At 40.5% G+C, this 22,894-nt stretch carries 21 protein-coding genes; 14 read left to right on the top strand and 7 right to left on the bottom strand.

Going from position 1 to position 22,894, the window contains the following annotated elements; all coding sequences use genetic code 11:
• Nucleotides 1-193 precede the first annotated feature (193 nt).
• From ACLPIE_RS13390 to ACLPIE_RS13425, 8 genes are all read left to right on the top strand, one after another.
• Nucleotides 194-1,141, top strand: a complete 948-nt coding sequence (locus ACLPIE_RS13390) for an NAD-dependent epimerase/dehydratase family protein (RefSeq protein ID WP_430262300.1) — start codon at nt 194-196, stop codon at nt 1,139-1,141.
• 48 nt (nt 1,142-1,189) lie between these two features.
• The gene (locus ACLPIE_RS13395) at nt 1,190-2,335 is read left to right on the top strand and encodes a polysaccharide export protein (protein WP_430262403.1); all 1,146 of its coding nucleotides are present in this window, start codon (nt 1,190-1,192) and stop codon (nt 2,333-2,335) included.
• Between the two features lie 5 nt (nt 2,336-2,340).
• The gene (locus ACLPIE_RS13400; protein ID WP_430262301.1) at nt 2,341-2,769 is read left to right on the top strand and encodes an arsenate reductase/protein-tyrosine-phosphatase family protein; all 429 of its coding nucleotides are present in this window, start codon (nt 2,341-2,343) and stop codon (nt 2,767-2,769) included.
• 35 nt (nt 2,770-2,804) lie between these two features.
• Nucleotides 2,805-4,883 carry a polysaccharide biosynthesis tyrosine autokinase gene (locus ACLPIE_RS13405; RefSeq protein ID WP_430262302.1) on the top strand — a complete coding sequence of 693 codons (2,079 nt, stop codon included), beginning with the start codon at nt 2,805-2,807 and terminating at the stop codon, nt 4,881-4,883.
• An 18-nt stretch (nt 4,884-4,901) separates the two neighbouring features.
• Nucleotides 4,902-5,915, top strand: coding sequence for a UDP-glucose 4-epimerase GalE (gene galE / locus ACLPIE_RS13410; protein WP_430262303.1), 1,014 nt, complete (start codon nt 4,902-4,904; stop codon nt 5,913-5,915).
• 71 nt (nt 5,916-5,986) lie between these two features.
• On the top strand, nt 5,987-7,429 hold the full coding sequence (locus tag ACLPIE_RS13415) for a lipopolysaccharide biosynthesis protein (protein WP_430262304.1): 1,443 nt from the start codon (nt 5,987-5,989) through the stop codon (nt 7,427-7,429).
• A gap of 25 nt (nt 7,430-7,454) precedes the next feature.
• Nucleotides 7,455-7,958 (top strand): tRNA (uridine(34)/cytosine(34)/5-carboxymethylaminomethyluridine(34)-2'-O)-methyltransferase TrmL, encoded by a 504-nt coding sequence (trmL, locus tag ACLPIE_RS13420; RefSeq protein WP_430262305.1) that lies wholly within the window; start codon nt 7,455-7,457, stop codon nt 7,956-7,958.
• Nucleotides 7,959-8,139: 181 nt separating this feature from the next.
• Nucleotides 8,140-8,382, top strand: coding sequence for a Txe/YoeB family addiction module toxin (locus ACLPIE_RS13425; RefSeq protein WP_430262306.1), 243 nt, complete (start codon nt 8,140-8,142; stop codon nt 8,380-8,382).
• 14 nt (nt 8,383-8,396) lie between these two features.
• Here ACLPIE_RS13425 and cysE read toward each other — a convergent pair whose 3' ends face one another.
• The 4 genes from cysE to ACLPIE_RS13445 all read right to left on the bottom strand — a co-directional run bounded on the left by cysE (nt 8,397) and on the right by ACLPIE_RS13445 (nt 11,359).
• Nucleotides 8,397-9,218: a serine O-acetyltransferase gene (cysE, locus tag ACLPIE_RS13430; protein WP_430262307.1), complete on the bottom strand. Its 822-nt coding sequence runs from the start codon at nt 9,216-9,218 to the stop codon at nt 8,397-8,399.
• Nucleotides 9,219-9,280: 62 nt separating this feature from the next.
• Nucleotides 9,281-10,309, bottom strand: a complete 1,029-nt coding sequence (gpsA, locus tag ACLPIE_RS13435; RefSeq protein WP_430262308.1) for an NAD(P)H-dependent glycerol-3-phosphate dehydrogenase — start codon at nt 10,307-10,309, stop codon at nt 9,281-9,283.
• A complete protein-coding gene (gene secB, locus ACLPIE_RS13440) occupies nt 10,309-10,785 on the bottom strand; it encodes a protein-export chaperone SecB (RefSeq protein ID WP_430262309.1) in 477 nt (158 codons plus the stop codon). The genes gpsA and secB overlap by 1 nt, the downstream gene beginning before the upstream one ends.
• A 136-nt stretch (nt 10,786-10,921) precedes the next feature.
• Nucleotides 10,922-11,359: a rhodanese-like domain-containing protein gene (locus tag ACLPIE_RS13445; protein WP_430262310.1), complete on the bottom strand. Its 438-nt coding sequence runs from the start codon at nt 11,357-11,359 to the stop codon at nt 10,922-10,924.
• A gap of 434 nt (nt 11,360-11,793) precedes the next feature.
• On the opposite strand from ACLPIE_RS13445, the gene envC reads away from it, so the two are divergent.
• The 3 genes from envC (at nt 11,794) to ACLPIE_RS13460 (ending at nt 15,778) form a co-directional block, all read left to right on the top strand.
• The gene (gene envC / locus ACLPIE_RS13450) at nt 11,794-13,083 is read left to right on the top strand and encodes a murein hydrolase activator EnvC (protein WP_430262311.1); all 1,290 of its coding nucleotides are present in this window, start codon (nt 11,794-11,796) and stop codon (nt 13,081-13,083) included.
• A gap of 38 nt (nt 13,084-13,121) precedes the next feature.
• Nucleotides 13,122-14,126, top strand: coding sequence for a divergent polysaccharide deacetylase family protein (locus ACLPIE_RS13455; RefSeq protein ID WP_430262312.1), 1,005 nt, complete (start codon nt 13,122-13,124; stop codon nt 14,124-14,126).
• A gap of 134 nt (nt 14,127-14,260) precedes the next feature.
• Nucleotides 14,261-15,778, top strand: coding sequence for a phosphoethanolamine transferase (locus ACLPIE_RS13460; RefSeq protein WP_430262313.1), 1,518 nt, complete (start codon nt 14,261-14,263; stop codon nt 15,776-15,778).
• Between the two features lie 47 nt (nt 15,779-15,825).
• Here ACLPIE_RS13460 and tdh read toward each other — a convergent pair whose 3' ends face one another.
• Both tdh and ACLPIE_RS13470 read right to left on the bottom strand, forming a co-directional pair.
• Nucleotides 15,826-16,851 (bottom strand): L-threonine 3-dehydrogenase, encoded by a 1,026-nt coding sequence (gene tdh / locus ACLPIE_RS13465; RefSeq protein WP_430262314.1) that lies wholly within the window; start codon nt 16,849-16,851, stop codon nt 15,826-15,828.
• A gap of 11 nt (nt 16,852-16,862) precedes the next feature.
• On the bottom strand, nt 16,863-18,059 hold the full coding sequence (locus tag ACLPIE_RS13470; protein ID WP_430262315.1) for a glycine C-acetyltransferase: 1,197 nt from the start codon (nt 18,057-18,059) through the stop codon (nt 16,863-16,865).
• A gap of 229 nt (nt 18,060-18,288) precedes the next feature.
• Here ACLPIE_RS13470 and rfaD point away from each other — a divergent pair, with 229 nt between their 5' ends.
• The 3 genes from rfaD to rfaC are packed head-to-tail and all read left to right on the top strand — an operon-like array spanning nt 18,289 to nt 21,262.
• Nucleotides 18,289-19,227, top strand: coding sequence for an ADP-glyceromanno-heptose 6-epimerase (gene rfaD, locus ACLPIE_RS13475; RefSeq protein ID WP_430262316.1), 939 nt, complete (start codon nt 18,289-18,291; stop codon nt 19,225-19,227).
• A 23-nt stretch (nt 19,228-19,250) separates the two neighbouring features.
• A complete protein-coding gene (rfaF, locus tag ACLPIE_RS13480) occupies nt 19,251-20,297 on the top strand; it encodes an ADP-heptose--LPS heptosyltransferase RfaF (protein WP_430262317.1) in 1,047 nt (348 codons plus the stop codon).
• Entirely contained in the window at nt 20,297-21,262 is a 966-nt protein-coding gene (rfaC, locus tag ACLPIE_RS13485) for a lipopolysaccharide heptosyltransferase RfaC (protein ID WP_430262404.1), read from the top strand. The genes rfaF and rfaC overlap by 1 nt, the downstream gene beginning before the upstream one ends.
• 41 nt (nt 21,263-21,303) lie before the next feature.
• On the opposite strand, the gene ACLPIE_RS13490 is transcribed toward rfaC, so the two are convergent.
• Entirely contained in the window at nt 21,304-22,764 is a 1,461-nt protein-coding gene (locus tag ACLPIE_RS13490; protein ID WP_430262318.1) for a glycosyltransferase family 39 protein, read from the bottom strand.
• Between the last annotated feature and the right edge of the window lie 130 nt (nt 22,765-22,894).

Raw genomic sequence — 22,894 nt, forward strand, 5'->3', positions numbered from 1 at the left:
CTTCCAACACCTGTTTACCGAGTTACCAAAACGAAGTCCGAAAGATGATGTGTCGGATCTCATGCCATGGAACGTAGAAATCAGTGAGGTTGAGTAAAGCTTTACTGGTTCATTAAGCGCTTACAAATCAACTAAATATTTTATTGGTTATGCCATTAAAGGCATAATCAGAAAATAGAACTTAGGATTAACTATGCTAACAATTATCGGAGGTTCCGGCTTTATCGGTACCCGTCTCTCTAATCAGTTAAAATCGCAAAATATTGACTTCAAAATTGTTGATATTCAAAAAAGTGCCGCTCACCCTGAAAAATGGGAATTTGGCGATGTAACCAAACCCGAAACCCTTATTGAACCATTAAAAAACAGTAATGTTATTATCAACTTATCTGCTGAACATAAAGATAACGTGCACCCAATTAGCCTTTACTATGAAGTGAATGTTGATGGTGCTAAAAATGTCTGTGATGTGGCTGAGCAGCTTGGTATTAAACATATTGTATTTACGTCTTCTGTTGCTGTTTATGGCTTTGTTGAAAAAGAAACTGGCGAAGACGGTGAATACCATCCGTTTAATGACTATGGTAAATCAAAGCTCGAAGCTGAGTATGTCTATGATGCATGGCAAGCCAAGTCTGTAGATAATATTTTAGTCACAATTCGCCCAACTGTTGTTTTTGGTGAAAATAATCGTGGTAATGTTTATAATTTATTCCGCCAAATTGCTTCCGGTCGTTTCTTAATGATCGGGGCAGGGAATAACCAAAAGTCGATGGCTTATGTTGAAAATGTAGCAGCATTTATCCATTTTACGACCACATTTACAACCGGGAAACATGTTTTTAATTATATTGATAAACCTGATTTCACCATGAATGAGCTGACAACGGTTATTTGTGGCGCATTAGATAAACCAAAATCAAATATCCGCATTCCTTACCCAATTGGGATATTAGGTGGTTACTGTTTTGATATTCTTTCCAAAGTGACAGGTAAAGAATTTCCAGTAAGCAGTATTAGGGTAAAAAAATTCTGCGCAAGAACACAGTTTAAATCAAACAATATTGCCAATACCTCATTTACACCACCAGTCACGCTGGAAAAGGGTATCGCCAATACAGTACAACACGAATTTAAATAAATTGGCTCAGGCCTTAACCATATATTGCTATAGGGATAGAGTGTGTTTATGAAGCGTCTTTCCATTACTGTACTTATGTTAATTGCATTAACGGGCTGCACCATCACCCCCGGAGCCTATATGTCAACTTCAGGGAAAAATGTCGTTGACACGGGCGACCGTGATATTACTAAACTGGTTGATATCTACCCAATATCACCCAAACTATTAGATGATATGTATACCGCACCCACCATTGCCAAACCGAATCCACAGTTAGAAAAACAGCTGACTAACTATGAATACCGTGTGGGTGCTGGTGATGTATTAACCATCACTGTCTGGGATCACCCTGAACTGACAATCCCTGCGGGTTCATACCGTAGTGCACAGGACTCGGGTAACTGGGTACACTCCGATGGCACTATCTACTATCCCTATATTGGTAAAGTGAAAGTGATTGGCAAAACGGTCACTGAAATCCGTACTCTGATCAGTAACCGCTTAGCCACCTATATTGAGTCCCCACAAGTGGATGTCAGTATTGCGGCATTCCGTTCACAAAAAATGTATGTATCAGGTGAAGTCGCAAAACCGGGTACACTACCGATTACTAACGTACCTCTGACTATTTTAGAAGCTTTTAATAATGCGGGTGGCTTAACGGAAAATGCGGATTGGGATAATGTGGTACTCACCCGCAATGGCAAAGAAATCAAAGTGTCTTTGCAGGATTTAGTGCAATATGGGGATTTAACCCAAAACTACCTTATGGTGCCGGGTGATGTCCTATATGTTCCGCGCAATGACTCACAAAAAGTCTTTGTGATGGGTGAAGTCGGTCAACCAACTACGTTGACTATTGACCGTGCGGGTATGAGCATCACTGAAGCACTAAGTAAAGCGAGTGGTATCGACCAAACCACGGCGAATGCCACCGGCGTATTTGTTATCCGCCCAGTTAAAAATCAGCCAGCGGAAGATAAAGAACTCGAAGCACTACTGCCGAAAAAAATGGCAGCGGTGTATCAGCTAGACTTATCGGATGCCACTTCACTTGTAATGGGAACAGAATTTAAACTGCAGCCTTATGACTTAGTCTATGTGACCGCCGCCCCTGTCGTACGTTGGAACCGTCTGATCACCCAACTATTACCAACCATTGCCTCTTATAACCAGTTAACGGAAGGCACCAAACGTATTCGTGATTGGTAATAACAATGTTTAATAATATCCTAGTTGTTTGTATGGGAAATATTTGCCGCTCTCCTACCGGAGAGCGCTTATTGCAACAGTATTTCCCCACAAGAAAAGTCGACTCCGCAGGGATTATTGCAAAAAATGATCTTCCTGCTTATGACAGTGCCATCCGGATTGCCAAGCAGCACAACCTTTCCCTCGAAAACCATCAATCACGTCGATTAACCAGCGAATTATGCAATAAAGCAGACTTAATCCTAGTGATGGAAAACGAACATATTGCTAAAATCCACCAACAATTTCCTGAAACACGTGGAAAAGTGATGCTATTTGGGCAATGGATTAATAAAACAGAAATCCCTGACCCTCATAAACGTAGTGATGAAATGTTTGAGCATGTTTACCTGTTGATGGAAAAAGCCGCAATTGCTTGGCAAGGCAAAATTTAATTTTAATTATTGGATGACTTAACATTTAACCCATTATGAACACGACAAAGAATAGCTCCCCTGCCTCAGATGAAATCGATCTGCTCGCCCTGTTTAAAGTTTTGAAATCCAACACCATTAAAATTGGGTTTTTTACTGTTATTTTTGCAGCTATTGCCATCGCCTATAGCTTACTGGCAACGCCAATCTACCAAGCCAATGCCACATTGCAATATGATAAGTTAGGTCAGGTTTCATTACTGGACCAAATGAGTGATGTCATGCCATTTGGGAACAGTAATAACCAAGTGGACTCTGAGATTGAAGTGATAAAATCTCGCATGGTACTGGGTAAAACAGTGACGGATTTAAACCTGGATGCTCTCGTTGCACCAACAGGCTTTGCCAGTAAACTACTTGGTGAAACGGCACCTTTAAACATCACTGTATATCAACTGCCCGACCATTTAGTGGGTGAACCCGCAACGCTGACTTTTACCAGCGAGAATACCTACTCACTGAATATTGACGGTCAGGTTTTTGATGGAAAAGTAGGTGAAGTCCTTAAGCAAGGTGAAATTAACTTACTGATTGCGAGTTCATCCGCTAAAGCAGGCGATGAGTTTGCCCTAGTAAAAAATGCCCGTTACTCTGCTATTGAAGACTTGCGTAATACCCTAACCATTGCAGAAGTGGGCAAAGGGACAGGTATTATTAGTTTAGCCATTAAAGGCGCAGATAAAGCTGAGAATGTCAAAATCCTTAATAGCATTATCCAAAACTATGTTGACCAAAATACCGAACGTAAAAAAGAAGTCACTAATAACACATTAGTGTTCTTAGATGGTTATCTACCAACCATCAAAAAGAAATTAGATAACTACGAAAACCAACTCAATGCGTTTCGTAAAAAGAATGAGTCTATCGATTTATCGTTAGAAGCTAAAGCCGCTTTAGATACTGCACTACAAGTAGAAGAAAAACTCAACGAGTTAACCTTTAAAGAAGTGGAAATTCAGCAGCTATATACCCGTAACCACCCCGCTTATCAGTCTCTATTAGATAAACGCCAACAGTTATTACGTGAAAAAGAAAAAATCAGCAAAAATATTCAAAAGCTACCCAATACCCAGCAAGAAATTGTTCGCCTAACTCGTGACGTGGAATCTGAACAAGCTATTTATACTCAATTAGTCGCAAAGCAGCAAGAACTCAGTGTATTGAACTCTGGCATTACTGCAGATGTGCGTATTATTGACTCAGCAGAGTCCCAACCCAATGCGGTTGCTCCGAAAAAATCCCTGATTGTTGTGCTTGCTACAATCCTTGGCTTTATCGTTGGCTGCGCGTATGTGATTGCCCGCGAGTTCTTCAATAATAAAATTAAAAGCACGGAAGATATCGATGCGCTAGGTGTCAACGTCTACGCCACTATTCCTTTCTCTACTCACGAGAAAAAACTGATTGAGGCAGGTAATAAGAGCCCATTAGCCATAGAAAACCCCGCAGATACTGCCGTTGAAGCCATCCGTTCGTTACGTACCAGTGTGTATTTTTCGGTAATGAACCAAGGTAACAATCTGGTAATGGTGACCAGTGCATCGCCCGGTGTAGGGAAAAGCTTTGTTACCTCCAATATGGCGGTGGTACTGGCTAATGCAGGTAAGAAAGTGTTATTAATCGATACCGACTTACGTAAGGGCCGTTTGCACAAAGCCTTTGGGTTAAACAATAAAGTGGGCTTATCTGAATATTTATCACAATCAAGCCTTGAATCACCCACTATTCATGCCAATGTGATTGAAAACCTCGATGTGATTTGCCGTGGTAAAAACGTTACTCACTCTTCTGAATTACTCATGGGTGAGCGCTTTAAGCAATTGCTGGATAAAGTGAAAAACCAATACGATATCGTGGTGATTGATACCGCTCCAATTTTAGCCATCACTGACTCGGCGATTATTGGTAAGTATGTGGGTACTTCATTACTAATTGCGTTCTACGGGGTGAATACGGTTAAAGATGTCGATTTATCACTAAAACGCTTTAAGCAAAATGATATCGAGATTACCGGTGTAATCTTAAATGGTATCGATGCAAGATCTGACGATTATAACTACCACTACGAATATTAAGTTTAGGGATATTTTTTAGTGCATAGCCATCAAGTCCTAATCACAGGCGGTCTTGGCTACATTGGTAGCCATACCTGTGTGCAAATGATCCAGCAAGGAATGCAGCCGATTATTTTAGATAACCTGCATAATGCGAACCTTGAAGTACTAAACCGTATTGAGGCAATCACTGGCACAAAACCGACCTTTTACCAAGGTGATGTCCGTGACAACGCTATATTAGATAACATTTTTGCCAATCATGATATTCATTCGGTGATCCACTTTGCAGGGCTAAAAGCCGTTGGTGAATCAGTACAGAAGCCAATTGAATATTATGATGTTAACGTCAATGGGACATTAGTGTTAGTGGAAAGTATGAAAAAAACGGGTGTCAAAAGCCTGATTTTTAGTTCTTCTGCTACCGTATATGGGGAACCTGAGCACATTCCATTAACGGAAGAGGCTTCGGTCGGTAATACGAATAGCCCCTATGGCACCAGTAAATATATGGTTGAACGTATTCTGACTGACTTAAATATCGCAGATAACGAGTGGTCTATTTCATTGCTTCGCTATTTTAACCCTGTAGGTGCTCATAATTCCGGTTTGATGGGGGAAGACCCAAACGGTATCCCAAACAACCTGACGCCATTTATCGCACAGGTCGCAGTTGGTCACCGCAAAGAGTTGACGGTATTCGGTGGAGATTACCCGACGAAAGATGGTACGGGTGTACGCGACTATATCCATGTGATGGATTTGGCTGATGGCCACATTGCTGCATTAAATAAAGTCAGCCAGAAAGCAGGGCTACATATCTATAACCTAGGAACAGGGACAGGTACCAGCGTTTTAGAAGTGGTTGCTGCATTTGAGAAAGCAGTCGGCAAACCTATTCCTTACACGATTTCAGCACGCCGTCCCGGTGATATTGCTGAATACTGGTCGACGCCAGCAAAAGCTGCTCGTGATTTAGGTTGGACAGCAAAATATTCAATCCAAGATATGGCAGATGACGTTTGGCGTTGGCAATTAATGAAATATAAATAATTGAGATTTACCTTCAACATATTATTATATTTATTGAGATATATGTAATAATATACATATGAGATTTGAAAGTGGATACAGATACTAAGAAACAACTTTTTTCTGGAATAACTTGGAGTGCTATCGATAAGTTAGTCACTCAAATAGGTTATCTAGTAGTCACCCTATTCATTGCAAAAGTAATCGGTCCTGAATCCTTTGGATTGATAGGGATGCTTACAATTTTCATGCTATTATCAGAAATAGTTATTAATAACGGGTTTTCTCAAGCACTTGTTCAGCGAAGCCACCAAGCAACAGAAGCTGACTTTTCCACAGCATTCTATATAAGCATCACTCTAGGTATTCTATTATATTTTATTTTATTTTTCTCTGCTCCATGGATATCTGCTTTTTATAAAAAGCCAGAACTTATAAACATATCAAGAGTACTATTTTTAGTTATTATCATTAACTCATTCTCTATCGTATCTCGTGCCAAATTAATAATACGAGTTGATTTTAAAAAACTAGCAATTTCAAGTACTATCTCTACTATATTCAGTTCTATTATCGCAATATATTTCCTATTTATTGGATATGGATATTGGTCCTTTGTATATTTAATTTTGCTTCGTTCTTTTTTCTCCAGTACAATAATTTGGTTTTTTGCTCATTGGGTTCCAGCTCTATCTTTCAGTAAAAAATCTTTTAAACAACTATCTAAATTCAGTATTAACCTTATGTTTGCTGGATTTATATCAACCCTTGTTAACAATTTACATATAGTACTAATTGGTCGATACTTCAATGCTAGTAATGTTGGTTTTTTTTCCCAGTCAACTAATTTAACAAATTTTTTAGCACAATTTATATCCTCTACTTTACAAAAAGTCACATACCCAATACTAACATCATTAAAAGAAAAAGAAGAGTTACTCTTTAATTTATATAAACAACTACTGTCAATGACTATGTTTATATCATTTCCTATATTTATCGGTTTTTTTGCAATTTCCCAAGAAGTAGTACAACTATTTCTTGGGAAAGAGTGGCTTACAGTAGTACCTATAATACAAATATTATGTCTTGCTAGAATCACAACCCCAATTACGATCATAAATATGAATATTCTTAATGCTATTGGTCGTTCTGACTTATTTTTAAAGGTAGAACTGTTAAAATTTCCTATAGCTATGATATCGTTATTTATATCTATTCCTTATGGTATAAATGCTGTAGCAATTTCAATTCTAGTGACCGCAATAATTTCATATTTCATTAATGCCTACTATCCTAGAAAATTTTTCGGTTTTGGCGCTTTAAGTCAATTAAATGCAGCTAAGAACTATATTTTTTCATCCTCCATTATGTGTTTTTTAATTATGCAGTTTTCATTTGAAAGTCTTTGGATTAACCTAGCATTTAAAATCATAATAGGCGCCATATCATATTTTACAGTTTTAATCTTAATTAAAGATAAATTAATAACCTCTGCCTTAAGGGTGTTTAATAGAAAAATTTTTCGCTTGTAATCCAATATAATATAATGATAAGTATATGCCACACATCGTCCTATTCGAACCAGAAATACCACCAAATACAGGCAACATTATCCGCCTTTGTGCAAATACCGGCTTTAGCTTGCACCTAATTCACCCTCTTGGCTTTACATGGGATGATAAACGCTTGCGCCGGGCAGGGTTGGACTACAGTGAGTTTGCCGATATCAAACATCACCATGATTACTTCGCATTTCTAAAAAGTGAAGGGCTAAACCCTGATAACAATCAATCGGAAAGTGGGGCTCGCGTATTTGCCTTAACCACCAAAGGGAAGCCAAGTCACAGTAATGTTAGCTACCAACAAAATGATTATTTGATGTTTGGCCCTGAAACTCGCGGCTTACCACCTTATGTGCTCGATAACATGCCAATGGAACAGAAAATTCGTATTCCAATGTTGGCCGATAGTCGTAGCATGAATTTATCAAACTCGGTCGCTGTCGTGGTGTTTGAGGCATGGCGGCAGCTGGGGTATGCAGGGGCGCTGCTAAAGGACTAGACTATAAAAGGAGCTCAATTTGAGTTCCTTTAGTTTTAATCAATAAAAAATGTTCTCCACCAATTAATGGGATCAACCTCGCGAGTACATCATCAAGTATCCCCCTCATCTGCTATTACCCCAAACTTCATATTTCTATCTTTCCATGATAGTGTTTGAATAAGGTTTGCGGCGGTAACACATGGAGTATCAAGCATGGGAAGACTACCTATACTGGCAAACCCAAAACAAAAAAACACTCAAACGTATTAATAAGCTTATCGAAGATACTAAAAGAGCACCATTTTATGGAATAGGAAAGCCAGAGCCACTAAAAGAGAATTTAGTTGGCTTCTGGTCTCGTAGAATAGATGAAGCAAATAGACTTATCTATTCAGTAGATGATACAAATTTAACTATTGTTGCTTGCCGCTATTACTACTAACTATAGCAATAAGCTCAAATCCCATCGCCACCTTCGAACCCATCAACGTTACCATTAAAGTTTTGATCCATTTCTAAAGATGGCATTTCGCTACTTGGTTTACCAACAATCTTCGCAGGCACCCCTGCAACCGTGGTATGAGGAGGGACTGGATGAAGCACCACCGAGCCTGCGCCAATTTTTGCACCGCGACCGATTTCAATATTTCCTAAAATCTTTGCTCCTGCACCAATCATCACCCCTTGTCGAACTTTGGGATGGCGATCGCCACAGGTTTTCCCTGTCCCCCCCAGTGTGACAGATTGTAGGATAGACACATCATTCTCGACAATCGCCGTTTCCCCAATCACTATCCCGGTGGCATGGTCAAGCATGATGCCACAACCAATACGCGCGGCAGGGTGAATATCGACACCGAATGAAACAGAGATTTGGTTTTGCAAGTAAACCGCTAGCGCTTGGCGGCCTTCTTTCCACAGCCAGTTCCCTATGCGGTAGGCTTGCAGTGCATGAAACCCTTTCAAGTACAGTAAGGGAGTGGAATATTTATCAACGGCAGGGTCACGCAAACGAACAGCGGACAAATCCATTGCCGCGGAGAAAATCATACCCTCATCATTACGATACGCTTCTTCAACGATTTCACGTACTTCGAGAGCTGGCATAATAGGCGAGCTAAGTTTATTAGCTAACATATAACTCAGTGCGCTACCCAAGTTATCATGCTTCAATAATGTCGCGTTAAAAAAACTAGCTAGTAAGGGTTCGCAGTCAGCAAGTGACTTCGCTTCATCCTTAATGAATCCCCAAATTCTATCTAATTCTTCACGCGACATAATGACTCACCTATCTATTTTTATATTTACCCTATGATGTAACTTAATTAGGCTAATTTTTATTAATCATGCAGCTTTGGCATATCCGCAATTTCATCTTTCGTCGCTCGGCCTAATAGCGCTTGCGCCGCCTCCAACACATTTTTATGGCGATAGAGGATTTGATAAATTTGCTCAGTGATTGGCATTTCAACACCTGCACGTTCAGCAAGTGCGCGAACTTCTTTAGTATTACGGTAACCTTCAACCACTTGGCCAATCTCTTTTTCTGCATCTTCTACAGAAATACCATCGCCCAACATCATACCAAAGCGGCGATTACGAGACTGGTTATCAGTACAGGTTAAAACCAAATCACCCAACCCTGCCATCCCCATAAAGGTAGAAGGATCTGCTCCAAGCGCAACACCTAAGCGGCTCATTTCTGCAAGACCACGAGTAATCAAAGCGGTACGCGCATTCGCACCAAACCCCATGCCATCAGAAATCCCTGCACCGATAGCAATGACGTTTTTCACTGCACCACCGAGCTGCACTCCAACCATATCCGGATTTTTATACACTCGGAAACTTTTACCACAATGAAATAGTTGCTGGAGATCATCACCAAACTGACTATCACTCGCCGCCACCGAAATGGCCGTTGGCATTCCTGCCGCTAGCTCTTTCGCAAAGGTCGGCCCAGACAGAACCGCCAGAGGAATTTCATTGCCTAATACCTCACGGGCCACTTCTTGCAACAAACGGCCAGTATCCCTTTCTAAGCCTTTAGTCGCCCAAATAATGCGCGAATCTGCTCGTAAATAAGGTTGGATTTGTTTGAGTACGTCGCCAAAAACATGGCTAGGCACGACAATCAAGATATTTGGGCTCGCCTCGACGGCACGTTTTAAGTCCGTTTCAAGTGATAAACTATCAGGGAAAGAAACGCCAGGCAAAAAAGCCTGATTACTGCGATCTTGTTCTAATTGATGAATGTGCTTTGGGTCATGTCCCCATAACACAACATGATGTGCATTACGTGCAAGCGTAATAGCTAAAGCGGTGCCGTAAGAGCCGGCACCGATCACTGTCATTGAAGCAGTATTCATTAAGCGTCCTGTTGAACCTCTGAGTTCTGCGCTTGTTCACCTTGTTGCTGTTGTAAATAGTTCATAAACAGCGCATCAAAGTTAACTGGCGCTAAATTCAATTGAGGGAATGTACCACGACCCACTAAGCTAGTAATCGCTTCACGCGCATATGGGAACAGAATGTTCGGGCAGTAAGCGCCTAAGCAATGCGCCATTTGTGTCCCATCGATACCTTCAATAGAGAAAACGCCTGCTTGTTGAACTTCGCACAGGAATGCCGTTTCTTCACCTAACGTTGCCGTAGTAGTGACACGTAAAACAACCTCATAAACACCCTCTGACAGCTGGCTTGAAGATGTATCTAAATCTAATTTAATTTCTGGCTGCCACTCTTGTTGAAAAATATGTGGTGCATTAGGTGCTTCAAATGAAACGTCTTTTGCGTAAATACGTTGAATTTGAAATACCATTTCTGAGTTGTTTTGTTCTGACATAATTTATTACCTTTTAACTTCCATATGAATTTACCATGTATTTCCCTGCCATAGTTTGAATAACAGAGGAAACATTGCAAAAACGGCTTATGCATTGAATCAACAAGTCATTTTTGCCTAATTACATGACGGATAACTATTTCTTACCACGAGCTAGCGGAAGGTTCTCACCTGCCCATCCAGCAATCCCTTCTTTCAGGACAAAGACTTTTTCAAAACCGTGTTGCACTAATTGTTCAGCAGGCTTTCCTGATTCCATACCATTAGCAGAAACAATAATAACGGGTTTCTGTTTATGTTTTTCTAACTCACCTAAATTATTATCTTTAATTTCAGATGGCGTTAAATTAATAGAATCAATAATATGCCCTTTGCGGAAATCATCACGAGAACGTAAATCCACAATTACTGCCTCTTCCTTATTAATCAGTGTAATCGCTTGTGAACGAGCGATCACTTTTGTTTTCGAGAAAAGGCCTTTAAAGGTCATCACGACCACGGCTACTAATAACGCTACCCAAACCAGACTCAATAACATGTTCCGGCTTACAAATTGCATGATTTCTTGGATCATGGGGGGCAATCACTCCCGTTAGTTAAAAACGAATATCAAAGGGTTCAGAGTATACCTGTGTGTTGAGCTAATTACAGCCAATTCGCACAAACTACGGTGTTTTTTTTACGGTGAAACACGCAAAATTCATACCGTTTTACAGAAAAAAATTTTTTTATCTCGAAGCTGTACGCATATATTTTATCATAAACGTGCTAATCAGGTCTAAGCCATGAATTAAATAGGCACTTATGTAATAAAAAACCACGGAATACTAGCTATACAAAATAAATCAGTGATAATAAAACTATATAATTTGACTTAATTAGCTTCCACTACGGGGCAAAAGTCCGAATTTATAAATGTTTTCAATACTATTTGTTAGACAGTGCTGGAAACCCGCACTTGCAGATGAAATAATCAGTTATTGTATTTAATTGAGGTGATCTATCACAATGGCCAATATACATCATCGAATGAAAGAGTCATTTCTTCGTCAGGCTATTAGCGCTATATTTGGCTTAGGGCTACTCGCCTTCATCCCGACACAAACCGTGCACGCCAATCAGATCACCGAAAATAAAGGGCAGCTACACGATTTATTAAAAAGTATTGCAGAAAAAGAAAAAAGCGTTAAAGAACAGCAAGCAAAGCGCTCTGCTCTCCTTGAGCAACTTAAGCAACAAGAGCAAAGTATCTCTAGTGCGGGACGCAGCTTGCATGAAACTCAAAACCAGTTAAAACAGCTAGATAAAGAAATCACCTCATTAAATAGCAATATAAAACAGCTGCAAAGCAAAAAACAACAGCAAGAGAAATTATTAGCTGACCAACTAGATGCCGCCTTTAGATTAGGTAAACATCAAGGGCTTACGCTAATGTTTAAAGGGGAAGAAGGCCAACGTGAAGAGCGTATTTTAGCCTATTACAGTTACTTAAATCAGGCTCGTGAAAAAAACATTGCTGCACTGGAAGAAACTACCAAAGAACTACAACAGCAAAAACAGTTAGAGCAGAAAAAACTCTCTGAGCAAAAAAACACGCTCGCTCGCCAACAGCAAGAAAAGCGTAAACTGGATAATGCCCAAGCATCAAGGCAAAAAACCTTGAGAGCCCTTGAAAGCACCTTAAAAGAAGACCAAAAAAACCTTGCTGTTTTAAAACAGAACGAAGCCCGATTACGTGACAAAATAGCGCGTGCAGAACGTGAGGCCAAAGCCAGAGCAGAACGTGAAGCCCGAGAAGCAGCACGAGTTAGAGCTCAAGTTGCAGAGAAAGAACGCCAAGCAAAACAAAAAGGTGCCACATACAAACCGTCAGAAAGTGAGCGTTCACTTATGTCACGTACAGGTGGTTTAGGGCGCCCAGCTGGCCAAGCTATTTGGCCAGTTCGCGGTTCATTGCTTCATAACTATGGCGATGTCATCTCTAGTGAGTTACGTTGGAAAGGTATGGTTATCGCAGCAAATGAAGGCACACAAGTTAAAGCAATTGCGGATGGTCGAGTACTACTCGCAGACTGGCTACAAGGCTATGGGTTAGTCGTGGTGGTCGAACATGGTAAAGGGGATATGAGCCTTTACGGCTACAACCAAAGTGCATTGGTCAATGTAGGTCAAGAAGTGCGTGCGGGACAACCTATCGCTTTAGTGGGTAGCAGCGGAGGCCAAGAGCGCCCTTCACTGTATTTTGAAATTCGTCGGCAAGGGAAAACCGTCAACCCTCGCCCTTGGTTAGGACGCTAACCAAATAAATTTTAACAGCAAACGATTAGGATAAAGCTATGTTGAAGCATGTTACCTCTAGGTCACTCATTGGTTTGTCATTGTTAATGATGTGCCTACCGGTTAGTGCTGCAAAACTGGCCATCGTTATTGATGACTTTGGTTATCGGTCCAAAGAAGATAACCAAATCTTGGCATTACCGGCGGCGGTCTCCATTGCTATTTTGCCCAATTCACCTCATGGTCGTGAAGTAGCAGAAAAAGCTCATCAACAAGGGCGTGATATTCTTATTCATATGCCAATGAAACCATTGAGCAAGCAGCCTCTAGAAAAAGATACATTAGCGCCTTCAATGAGTGCTGAGGAAATTGACCGCATTATTAAAAATGCAATCAACCGAGTTCCTTATGCAAAAGGCATGAATAACCATATGGGAAGTGAGATGACATCAAGCTTATCCGGTATGCAAAACGTGATGCGCAGCCTGTCACAATCAAATCTCTTTTTTCTTGATAGCGTCACAATTGGGAATACACAGGCAGGTAATGCAGCCAACGAATATGGTGTTGCGACTTTACGCCGTAATATTTTTATCGATAACCACCAATCAGAAGAAGAAACTCGTACTCAATTAAATAAAGCCGTGGCCTATGCACGTAAACATGGTAGCGCAGTCGCGATTGGCCATCCACATCCATCCACCGTGCGAGCCTTACAAAGATACCTTCCGCAGCTTCCTAGTGATATTGAGTTAGTTGCTATAAGCTCACTATTATCCCCTCAGACAGTAACAAAGCAGCCAGCGACATCATTAAGAATGTTATCTGAAGAGGCGCAAAAGGCAACCGAGTCATCTAAAGTGGAACATTCTGCTAAAAAAGAGGAACAACCACAACACTCATCGGAGGCGGCTATCGAACCTAAAAAAGATGACCTTATACCCGAAAAACTGGGTGAATGTGAGTTTGAAATATCAAATACGAAACTTCAAGGAATTGATTTAATGATGTTTGTCGTAGAAAAAATCTATAATGACGAGACTTTACGCCAATATATAAAATAAACCCAACAGAAATAAATCATATTTAGAGCATTTGAAACAGATATTACCCTGCTACAGTTTATTTAGGCAATAACAACAAACTAAGTTATAATACGTAAGTAACATACACTATATTGTAAAGGCGTATTCTTAGTATGTACTACTATTTCTGCTTGTTTTTTATTGCCCTATTTTATTATCAATCCATCAGCAAACAAATTAAGTATAACAAGGCAATAATACATACTATTCTTACCGTACTAATCTTCCTGTCCATTTTTCAAATAGAGAATGTTATACTACGTAATACCATTGGTATTACGATTCTCTCTATTTTATGTTTAGATTTTATAGCAACACAGTTCTATGGTAGAAACTTTCATAGTCGGTTAGATTACGCATTCGCTCTAAGTATCATAGAAACAGACAAGAATGAAGCAAAATGCATGATATTGCATTATCGTAAATATATTATACTGTATATGGTTTATGTAGCCTTATCTATAATTATAATTAACTTTTTTCCACCACTACCTGCTTTTTATGATTTCTATCCTATCGTTATTTTGGCTCTATATTTACTTATTTTATATATAAAATCCTATCTTCATAATAAACGAAAAAATAATGTTGATAGTTTTATTCTTCGCTTTATTGAAGAAACCCCCATTAGCAACCTTGTACCTTTTTTAGAGGTTCTGCACGATAGAAAAATAATACGATCTTTGGCATCACGCCAACCAAACTACTCTTTTAAAAGCAAGCAAAATGATATCGAGACATTTGTTATTGTAATCGGCGAGTCTGCTCGTCCTAATAACATGAGCTTGTACGGATATCACCGTTCAACGACTCCCATCTGTGATTTTCAAAAAGAAAATATGCTTATTTTCAATAATGCATATAGCCCTAGTTCAGTTACTGCAACAGCGGTTCCGATTTCCTTAAGTAAAGCGAATGTTGAGCACCTTAAATTTGATGATTATTCAGATAATATTGTACATGTGGCCAATCAATTAGGGCTAAAGACATTTTGGTTCAGTAACCAAGGACAATATGGTAATTACAGCAATGCAATTACAGGTATTGCCATGAATTGTCATGAAAAAAAATGGTTAGATAATGGCAGCTACGATAAAAATTTATTAGAAAACTACATGGCAGCACTAGAGTGTAAAGAGAAAAAACTTATTGTTTTGCATTTATATGGGAGCCATGTTCCTTGTGAACATCGTTACCCTGAAACTGAAAGTATTTTCAATAATAAACACCCTGATGATTTTTATGATAATTCGATTCATTATACAGACAGCCTATTAGGTGAAATTTTTGATTCTCTCGCGCAAGAAAATGCCTCCGTGATGTATTTTTCTGACCACGGTTTAGAGCGTCTGACCAAAGAAAATAAGGTTATTTATCAACATGGTGGGGCAAATGCAAGTATTGACGCATTTAAAATACCAATGTTTGTTTGGTATAGCCCGTCCGTTCGGAAAAACCACCCTACAGGAGAAGTGGATGATATTTGGCTATCGGAAAATAATTATTATTTTATTAGTGACTGGTTAGGTGTCGAGTTATCACCATCTATTGAAGAAATAAAGCAACAGAATGACCAAATTAAAGTAATAAGCACAACAGGAAAACTAAGAAAGTTTTCCCTTACTTCTTAGTTAATTATGGGTGGATTAACCTATATATGCTAAATCCACCCAAGTGGCTAATCCCAATTTAATATGACTTTACCTGATTGCCCTGAACACATGATATCAAAGCCTTTTTGGAATTCATCGATGGGAAATTGGTGAGTAATAATGAGTGATAAGTCCAAGCCAGATTGAACCAATGTCGCCATTTTGTACCATGTTTCAAACATCTCTCGACCGTAGATCCCTTTAATAAATAGCCCTTTGAAAATCACTTGGCTCCAATCTGTTACCATCGAGGCGGGGGGGATACCTAATAGAGCAATCCTACCGCCGTGGTTCATGGTGTCTAACATGGTCTGGAAAGCGGGCGGGGCACCAGAAACCTCTAATGCGACATCGAACCCCTCTTTCATTCCGAGTTCATTCATCACATCTTTGAGGTTTTCACGACTAACATTCACCGCTCGGGAAACCCCCATTTTTTTCGCTAAGTCCAATCGATAGTCATTAACGTCCGTGATAACCACATGGCGAGCTCCCACATGTCGACATACCGCGGCCGCCATAATACCTATCGGGCCAGCCCCTGAAACCAATACATCCTCTCCCACTAAATCAAAGGAAAGTGCGGTATGAACAGCATTACCAAATGGATCAAAAATTGCGGCTATTTCATCAGGAATGTTATCGGGTATTTTGAAAGCATTAAATGCAGGAAGCACTAAATATTCGGCAAAACACCCCGCGCGGTTGACGCCAACCCCAATGGTATTACGGCAAAGATGCGTCCGGCCACCACGGCAATTACGGCAGTGGCCACAGGTAATATGGCCCTCTCCTGAAACACGGTCACCTATTTTAAAGCCCTTAACTTCCTGCCCAATAGCAACAATTTCCCCTACATATTCATGACCGACAACCATTGGAACAGGGATCGTTTTTTGCGACCATTCATCCCAATTATAGATATGTACATCCGTACCACAAATCGCAGTTTTACGAATTTTAATCATCACATCATTGTGCCCGAGTTCCGGTTTCGGAACATCCGTCATCCATATACCAGGCTCTGCTTTCAGTTTGGACAGTGCTTTCATAAATGACCTTATTATTTGATTATATTTAGTTTTTTACCAATGCGGGTGAATGCATCAACAGCGTGTAAAATATCCTCCTCACTATGTGCAGCAGACATTTGAGTACGAATACGAGCCTGACCTTGTGGAACAACAGGATAGAAAAAGCCCGTGACATAGATACCTTCATCAAGTAGCTCTTTTGCAAAAATTTGGGCGAGTTTGGCGTCACCTAACATCACAGGGATGATGGCATGGTCAGCGCCAGCGAGGGTGAAACCTGCTTCTGTCATTTTTTCTCTAAATAACACGGCATTACGCCATAATTTTTCACGTAATGAATGGCCTTCTTTCATCATATCAATCACTTTGATAGATGCGGCAACAATCGCAGGAGCAAGTGAGTTCGAAAACAAATAAGGACGAGAGCGCTGACGCAGCCACTCAACAACGTCTTTTCTTGCCGCAGTATAACCGCCAGAAGCACCACCAAGAGCCTTACCTAAAGTGCCTGTAATAATATCAATACGCCCCATGACATTGCAGTATTCATGGCTACCGCGGCCATGTTCCCCAACAAAACCCACCGCATGAGAATCGTCAACCATCACTAAGGCTTGGTATTCGTCCGCAAGATCACAAATAGATGTTAAGTCTGCGATAACACCATCCATCGAGAACACACCATCGGTCGCAATTAAAATATGGCGGGCTCCAGCTGTTTTCGCTTCCTCTAAACATGCTTTTAACTCAACCATATCGTTATTACTGTAACGGTAGCGTTTAGCCTTACTTAACCTAACGCCATCAATGATTGATGCATGATTTAATGCATCGGAAATAATTGCATCTTCAGGGCCTAACAACGTTTCGAACAAGCCGCCATTTGCATCAAAGCAAGAAGAGTAAAGAATGGCATCTTCCATTCCGAGAAAGTTAGCAATCTTGCCCTCTAGCACCTTATGGCTATCTTGAGTCCCACAAATAAACCTGACTGATGCCATACCAAAACCATGACTATCCATTCCTTGTTTTGCTGCCTCAATCAATGCCGGATGGTTTGCCAGTCCAAGGTAATTGTTCGCACAAAAATTAATAACGCGCTGGCCACCGACTATTTCAATATCAGCATCTTGTGATGTCGTAATAATACGTTCATTTTTGAATAACCCATCGGCTTCAATTTGCACCAATTGCTCTTTGATCTGCTGATAAAATCTTTCTGACATGATTTCTTCCTTTATAGTGGCAATTTATAGAGTTTAATAACAGTCTCTATATGCAGCGATATTCACAGCATAAATAAGTCAAATTTGTAGCCAAGATCACGATATTTACCTTGCTCTCATCTTGGTGTCAGCTCAATTCTCTTCTATCAAGGCTACCGTCTGCGCCAAGAGATGTTATTATAGACACCAATTACGACTCTATTTTCTTAACCTATTTGAGGTATGCCCAATGATCATAGTCACTGGTGGAGCTGGTTTTATTGGCAGTAATATCGTTAAAGCCCTAAATGCTATCGGCCGCACAGATATCCTAGTGGTTGATAACCTGAAAGATGGCACCAAATTTGCCAATCTTGTTGACCTTGATATTGCAGATTACGCAGACAAAGAGGATTTTATTGTTAGCATTATCGCAGGTGATGACTTTGGTGAAATCGATGCGGTATTCCACGAAGGCGCTTGCTCATCAACCACTGAATGGGATGGCAAGTATATGATGGATAATAATTATCAGTATTCTAAAGAGTTATTACACTATTGCTTAGACCGCGAAATTCCATTCTTATACGCATCTTCAGCCGCAACTTACGGTGGCCGTAGTGATAACTTTATTGAAGAACGCCAATTCGAAAAGCCATTAAATGTCTATGGCTATTCGAAATTCCAATTTGACCAATATGTCCGCGAAATTTTACCTGAAGCAAATTCACAAGTCTGTGGCTTCCGCTATTTCAACGTCTATGGACCAAATGAAGGCCATAAAGGTGGTATGGCAAGCGTTGCTTATCATTTAAATAAACAAATTAATGAAGGGCAAAACCCAAAACTATTTGAGGGTAGTGATACCTTCCGCCGTGATTTTATCTATGTCGGTGATGTGGCTGCGGTGAACTTATGGTTCTGGGAAAATAAAGTGTCTGGTATTTTTAACTGTGGTACAGGCCGTGCAGAGTCTTTCCAAGCTGTTGCTGATGCAGTCACTGAATTCCACAAAGATAAAAATGTATCTATCGAATACATTGAATTCCCTGAGAAATTAAAAGGTCGCTACCAAAGCTTCACCCAAGCTGATCTGAGCAAATTACGTGCTGCTGGTTATACTGCACCGTTTAAAACGGTTGCAGAAGGTGTCACTGAATATATGCAATGGCTAAATAAAGACGCGTAACGCTCATTTTTGAAAAAATATTTATGAAAATATTGGTGATCGGCCCTTCTTGGGTAGGGGATATGATGATGTCACAAAGCCTTTATCGCACGATAAAGGCCTTACATCCCCATGCGAAAATTGATGTGATGGCACCACAGTGGTGCCGTCCTTTACTCGCTAAAATGCCCGAGGTTAACGAAGCCATTCCGATGCCTCTCGGACATGGTGCATTAGAAATTGGTGAACGTCGTCGATTAGGTAAAAGTTTGCGGGCAAATGGCTATGAGCAAGCTATTGTGCTGCCAAATTCCTTGAAGTCTGCACTTGTGCCTTTCTTTGCGAAAATCCCGAAAAGAACGGGATGGCGTGGAGAAATGCGCTATGGCCTACTCAATGATATTCGTCCGCTAAATAAAGATGCTTTTCCTTTAATGGTGCAGCGATATGTCGCTCTTGCTTATGATAAGCAAACTATTCAATCCGCTTCTGATATTCCAACACCCATTTTACCGCCTAAACTGGTGATTGTGCCGCAAGAAGTCACTGAAACCTTGCAAACTTTTGGTGTTGATGGTTCCCGCCCTATTATTGGTTTTTGTCCAGGTGCAGAATTTGGCCCCGCAAAGCGTTGGCCTCACTATCATTACGCCGCACTTGCTCAGTCGCTCATTAGCCAAAATGGTTGTCAAATTCTCTTATTTGGCTCACAAAAAGACCATGAAGCTGGCGAAGCAATCCGTTTAGAATTAACCGATGAGGCAAAATTGCATTGCCATAATTTTTCAGGAAAAACATCGTTGGAACAAGCGGTTAATCTAATCGATGCCTGCAATGCAGTCGTCAGTAATGATTCGGGTTTAATGCATGTTGCAGCAGCACTTGATAAACCGCTTGTTGCCTTATATGGCCCGAGTAGCCCTGATTTCACCCCACCTTTGTCAGATAAAGCAGAAGTAATCCGTTTAATTACGGGATATCACAAGGTACGCAAAGGTGATGGTGAAAGTGGTTATCACCAAAGTTTGATTGATATCCAACCCCAATTAGTTATCGATGCGTTAGCTCGGCTAAATATAGGTATTGAATGATGAGAGTATTATTAGTCAAAACATCTTCAATGGGAGATGTTTTACACTCATTACCTGCGCTGACCGATGCGCAACAAGTAATAGCCGATATCCAATTCGATTGGGTTGTTGAAGAAGGTTTTTCACAAATTCCCACATGGCACAACGCTGTTAACCAAGTCATTCCTGTTGCTATACGTCGTTGGCGAAAAAATTGGTTTTCGGCTCCGATCAGAGCCGAACGTGCCGCTTTTCGCGCTAAACTGCAAGCAACGCAATATGATGCAGTGATTGACGCCCAAGGGTTACTCAAGAGTGCTTTTTTGGTAACGCGTTTAGCCCATGGCGATAAACATGGATACGACCGCCATAGTATCCGTGAACCCCTTGCCAGTTTCTTCTACGATCATCGTTATTCCATTAATAAACAACAACATGCTGTTGAGCGCATTCGCCAGCTATTTGCCAAAAGCCTTGGCTATACCTGCCCGACCCAGCAGGGTGATTATGCGATTGCTCAACACTTTTTGCAGTCAGATGAAGGGCATCAAAGCCCTTATGTTGTCTTTTTGCACTCAACTACGCGTGATGATAAGCATTGGCCAGAAGAAAACTGGCGTCAGCTAATTTCATTAATGGCAAACACAGGTATCAAAATTAAATTACCGTGGGGCGCACCACATGAACAACAGCGGGCTCAACACCTAGCAGAAGGGTTTGATTTTGTAGAGGTTCTACCTAAACTCACCTTAGCCGAAGTTGCACAGCAAATTGCTAATGCTAAAGCGGTCGTTTCTGTTGATACTGGTCTTAGTCATTTAACCGCCGCCCTTGATAAACCTAATTTTACCTTGTTTGGCCCTACCGACCCAGGGTTGATTGGGGGATATGGGCAAGGCCAACACGTCATTAAATCTACGGTAAATTCTATGGCGAGTATCAAGGCTAATGAGGTTTATCAGCAGTTGTCCAGCGTAATTATATAATGAGAAAAATCAGCGACGATTAGCCGATTTTTTTCTCATTTTTACTGCCCGGGAGCAATAAAGCCAAAACACATGGCTTCCGGTGCCGCATCTGGTTCAGAACGATAAATCACATCTTCTTTTTCTATGGTAAATTGTGGCCAGAACTTACGTACCTTGGCAAAATTTTCATGGGCGCAATCATCGTATTTTTTACCCAGCAATAATGCTCCATGTTGACGAATTTCCGCTTCAGTAATATCACGGTTGTACACATTTGGCGGCATATGCTTTTCCATCGACCAAGGCTGGATCACATGTGGTCTATCTTTACCATAGATAATAAACCATTGATATTGATTGTCTTCTCCGCCAACATATTTAACAGGCGAACCATAACGCTGGTACCAACGTTGTTCCCCGTCTGCTATTAAGGTTTTTATACCAATAAATTTTTGCCCTGCACCACGAATATTTACAACCTGAACAGTGATATAGCCGACTAAAACGAGAACACCAAAAATAGCAAAGCCTACCAGCGACTTCTTAAACGGTTTCTTAGGCATCACAGTGATGGAGCCGACAAATAAAGGTGCACTAATGGCCATAAATGGTTGTAGCCACTCTGTAATGCGCCCGCCATCATGGAAAGAAAACCACCCATAAATCACGACAAGTGGAAATAGAATCACAAAATTAGCCATTCTATTTGCTAGCGCTTTCGGCCAACCTAATTTTCCTCCGCTACAATAAACAATAATAGCAGCAATGACTAATGGGTAGAAAACACTCAGTGCAGCTTGCGTTGTGTGGAGATTAAAACCGGGGTCAATCTGCGAATCAACCCATTTGAACGCGGAAAAATCCGTTGCCATCAACCAGAAAAAATTGGGCAATACCAGCGCAAACCATAAAGCGATAGCGAGATAAAAAACTGGATGGCGGTAGCTTTGGCGAACTTGTTTTACAAATAGGCTCAATAAGAAAACAGACCCAACTAGCGCCAAGGTTGAGTATTTCCCCATAGTTGCAAGACCAGCAAATAAGGCAAATGGTAACCACCATGCAGGGTTATCATCAACAGCACGTAAAAAGAAATAAATAACCCAAGGCCATAATGTCACTAAAATATAGTTATCATTATAAGGAATGATATCGAAATTAATGACACCAGATAAATTCAACATTAGCATTGCAAACCAAGCGAAATCACGACGCCCAGTCAAACGAAAAGCTAGCTTCCATACCCCAAGTAAACCAAATGCAATACCGACGAAATGGCTAAAGTACCAATAAAAGCTATAGGAGATATCGAGGTAAATTGCAGGCCACATTATTACGCCAACAAACCATGGGTTTTTGGGTGATCCCCACTCCCCATTCATTCCCCAGTTCACTGCTTCTACTGTGTCATAAGGTACTGTTGGGTCCAAGTAAAAGCTCGTAAGTATCCAAGCGATTGCGTAGCCGATAATCCATAAATAGATAAATTTATTTGATGTTGATTGGTTGATAGCTGGCATATGGTCTTAAAAGATAAGAAAAAAATCCCAACATTCTATTTGGAAATATAAACCAAACTGAATGACTCCATAATAAACGATGCAGTCTACTATAGTTTAGGGTCAATACTAAGGTGCACCATGAAATATT

Source organism: Providencia sp. Me31A, assembly GCF_050487165.1.
GTDB lineage: Bacteria > Pseudomonadota > Gammaproteobacteria > Enterobacterales > Enterobacteriaceae > Providencia.

What these genes read in the sequence shown, in the direction of transcription:
- ACLPIE_RS13425 (WP_430262306.1), top strand. Translation starts at nt 8,140, where the DNA reads ATGGAGTATCAAGCATGGGAAGACTACCTATACTGGCAAACCCAAAAC.
- rfaD (WP_430262316.1), top strand. Translation starts at nt 18,289, where the DNA reads ATGATCATAGTCACTGGTGGAGCTGGTTTTATTGGCAGTAATATCGTT.
- cysE (WP_430262307.1), bottom strand. Translation starts at nt 9,218, where the DNA reads ATGTCGCGTGAAGAATTAGATAGAATTTGGGGATTCATTAAGGATGAA.
- trmL (WP_430262305.1), top strand. Translation starts at nt 7,455, where the DNA reads ATGCCACACATCGTCCTATTCGAACCAGAAATACCACCAAATACAGGC.
- ACLPIE_RS13490 (WP_430262318.1), bottom strand. Translation starts at nt 22,764, where the DNA reads ATGCCAGCTATCAACCAATCAACATCAAATAAATTTATCTATTTATGG.
- ACLPIE_RS13390 (WP_430262300.1), top strand. Translation starts at nt 194, where the DNA reads ATGCTAACAATTATCGGAGGTTCCGGCTTTATCGGTACCCGTCTCTCT.
- rfaF (WP_430262317.1), top strand. Translation starts at nt 19,251, where the DNA reads ATGAAAATATTGGTGATCGGCCCTTCTTGGGTAGGGGATATGATGATG.
- ACLPIE_RS13445 (WP_430262310.1), bottom strand. Translation starts at nt 11,359, where the DNA reads ATGATCCAAGAAATCATGCAATTTGTAAGCCGGAACATGTTATTGAGT.
- ACLPIE_RS13400 (WP_430262301.1), top strand. Translation starts at nt 2,341, where the DNA reads ATGTTTAATAATATCCTAGTTGTTTGTATGGGAAATATTTGCCGCTCT.
- secB (WP_430262309.1), bottom strand. Translation starts at nt 10,785, where the DNA reads ATGTCAGAACAAAACAACTCAGAAATGGTATTTCAAATTCAACGTATT.
- ACLPIE_RS13470 (WP_430262315.1), bottom strand. Translation starts at nt 18,059, where the DNA reads ATGTCAGAAAGATTTTATCAGCAGATCAAAGAGCAATTGGTGCAAATT.
- rfaC (WP_430262404.1), top strand. Translation starts at nt 20,297, where the DNA reads ATGAGAGTATTATTAGTCAAAACATCTTCAATGGGAGATGTTTTACAC.
- tdh (WP_430262314.1), bottom strand. Translation starts at nt 16,851, where the DNA reads ATGAAAGCACTGTCCAAACTGAAAGCAGAGCCTGGTATATGGATGACG.
- ACLPIE_RS13395 (WP_430262403.1), top strand. Translation starts at nt 1,190, where the DNA reads ATGAAGCGTCTTTCCATTACTGTACTTATGTTAATTGCATTAACGGGC.
- ACLPIE_RS13405 (WP_430262302.1), top strand. Translation starts at nt 2,805, where the DNA reads ATGAACACGACAAAGAATAGCTCCCCTGCCTCAGATGAAATCGATCTG.
- gpsA (WP_430262308.1), bottom strand. Translation starts at nt 10,309, where the DNA reads ATGAATACTGCTTCAATGACAGTGATCGGTGCCGGCTCTTACGGCACC.
- envC (WP_430262311.1), top strand. Translation starts at nt 11,794, where the DNA reads ATGGCCAATATACATCATCGAATGAAAGAGTCATTTCTTCGTCAGGCT.
- ACLPIE_RS13460 (WP_430262313.1), top strand. Translation starts at nt 14,261, where the DNA reads ATGTACTACTATTTCTGCTTGTTTTTTATTGCCCTATTTTATTATCAA.
- ACLPIE_RS13455 (WP_430262312.1), top strand. Translation starts at nt 13,122, where the DNA reads ATGTTGAAGCATGTTACCTCTAGGTCACTCATTGGTTTGTCATTGTTA.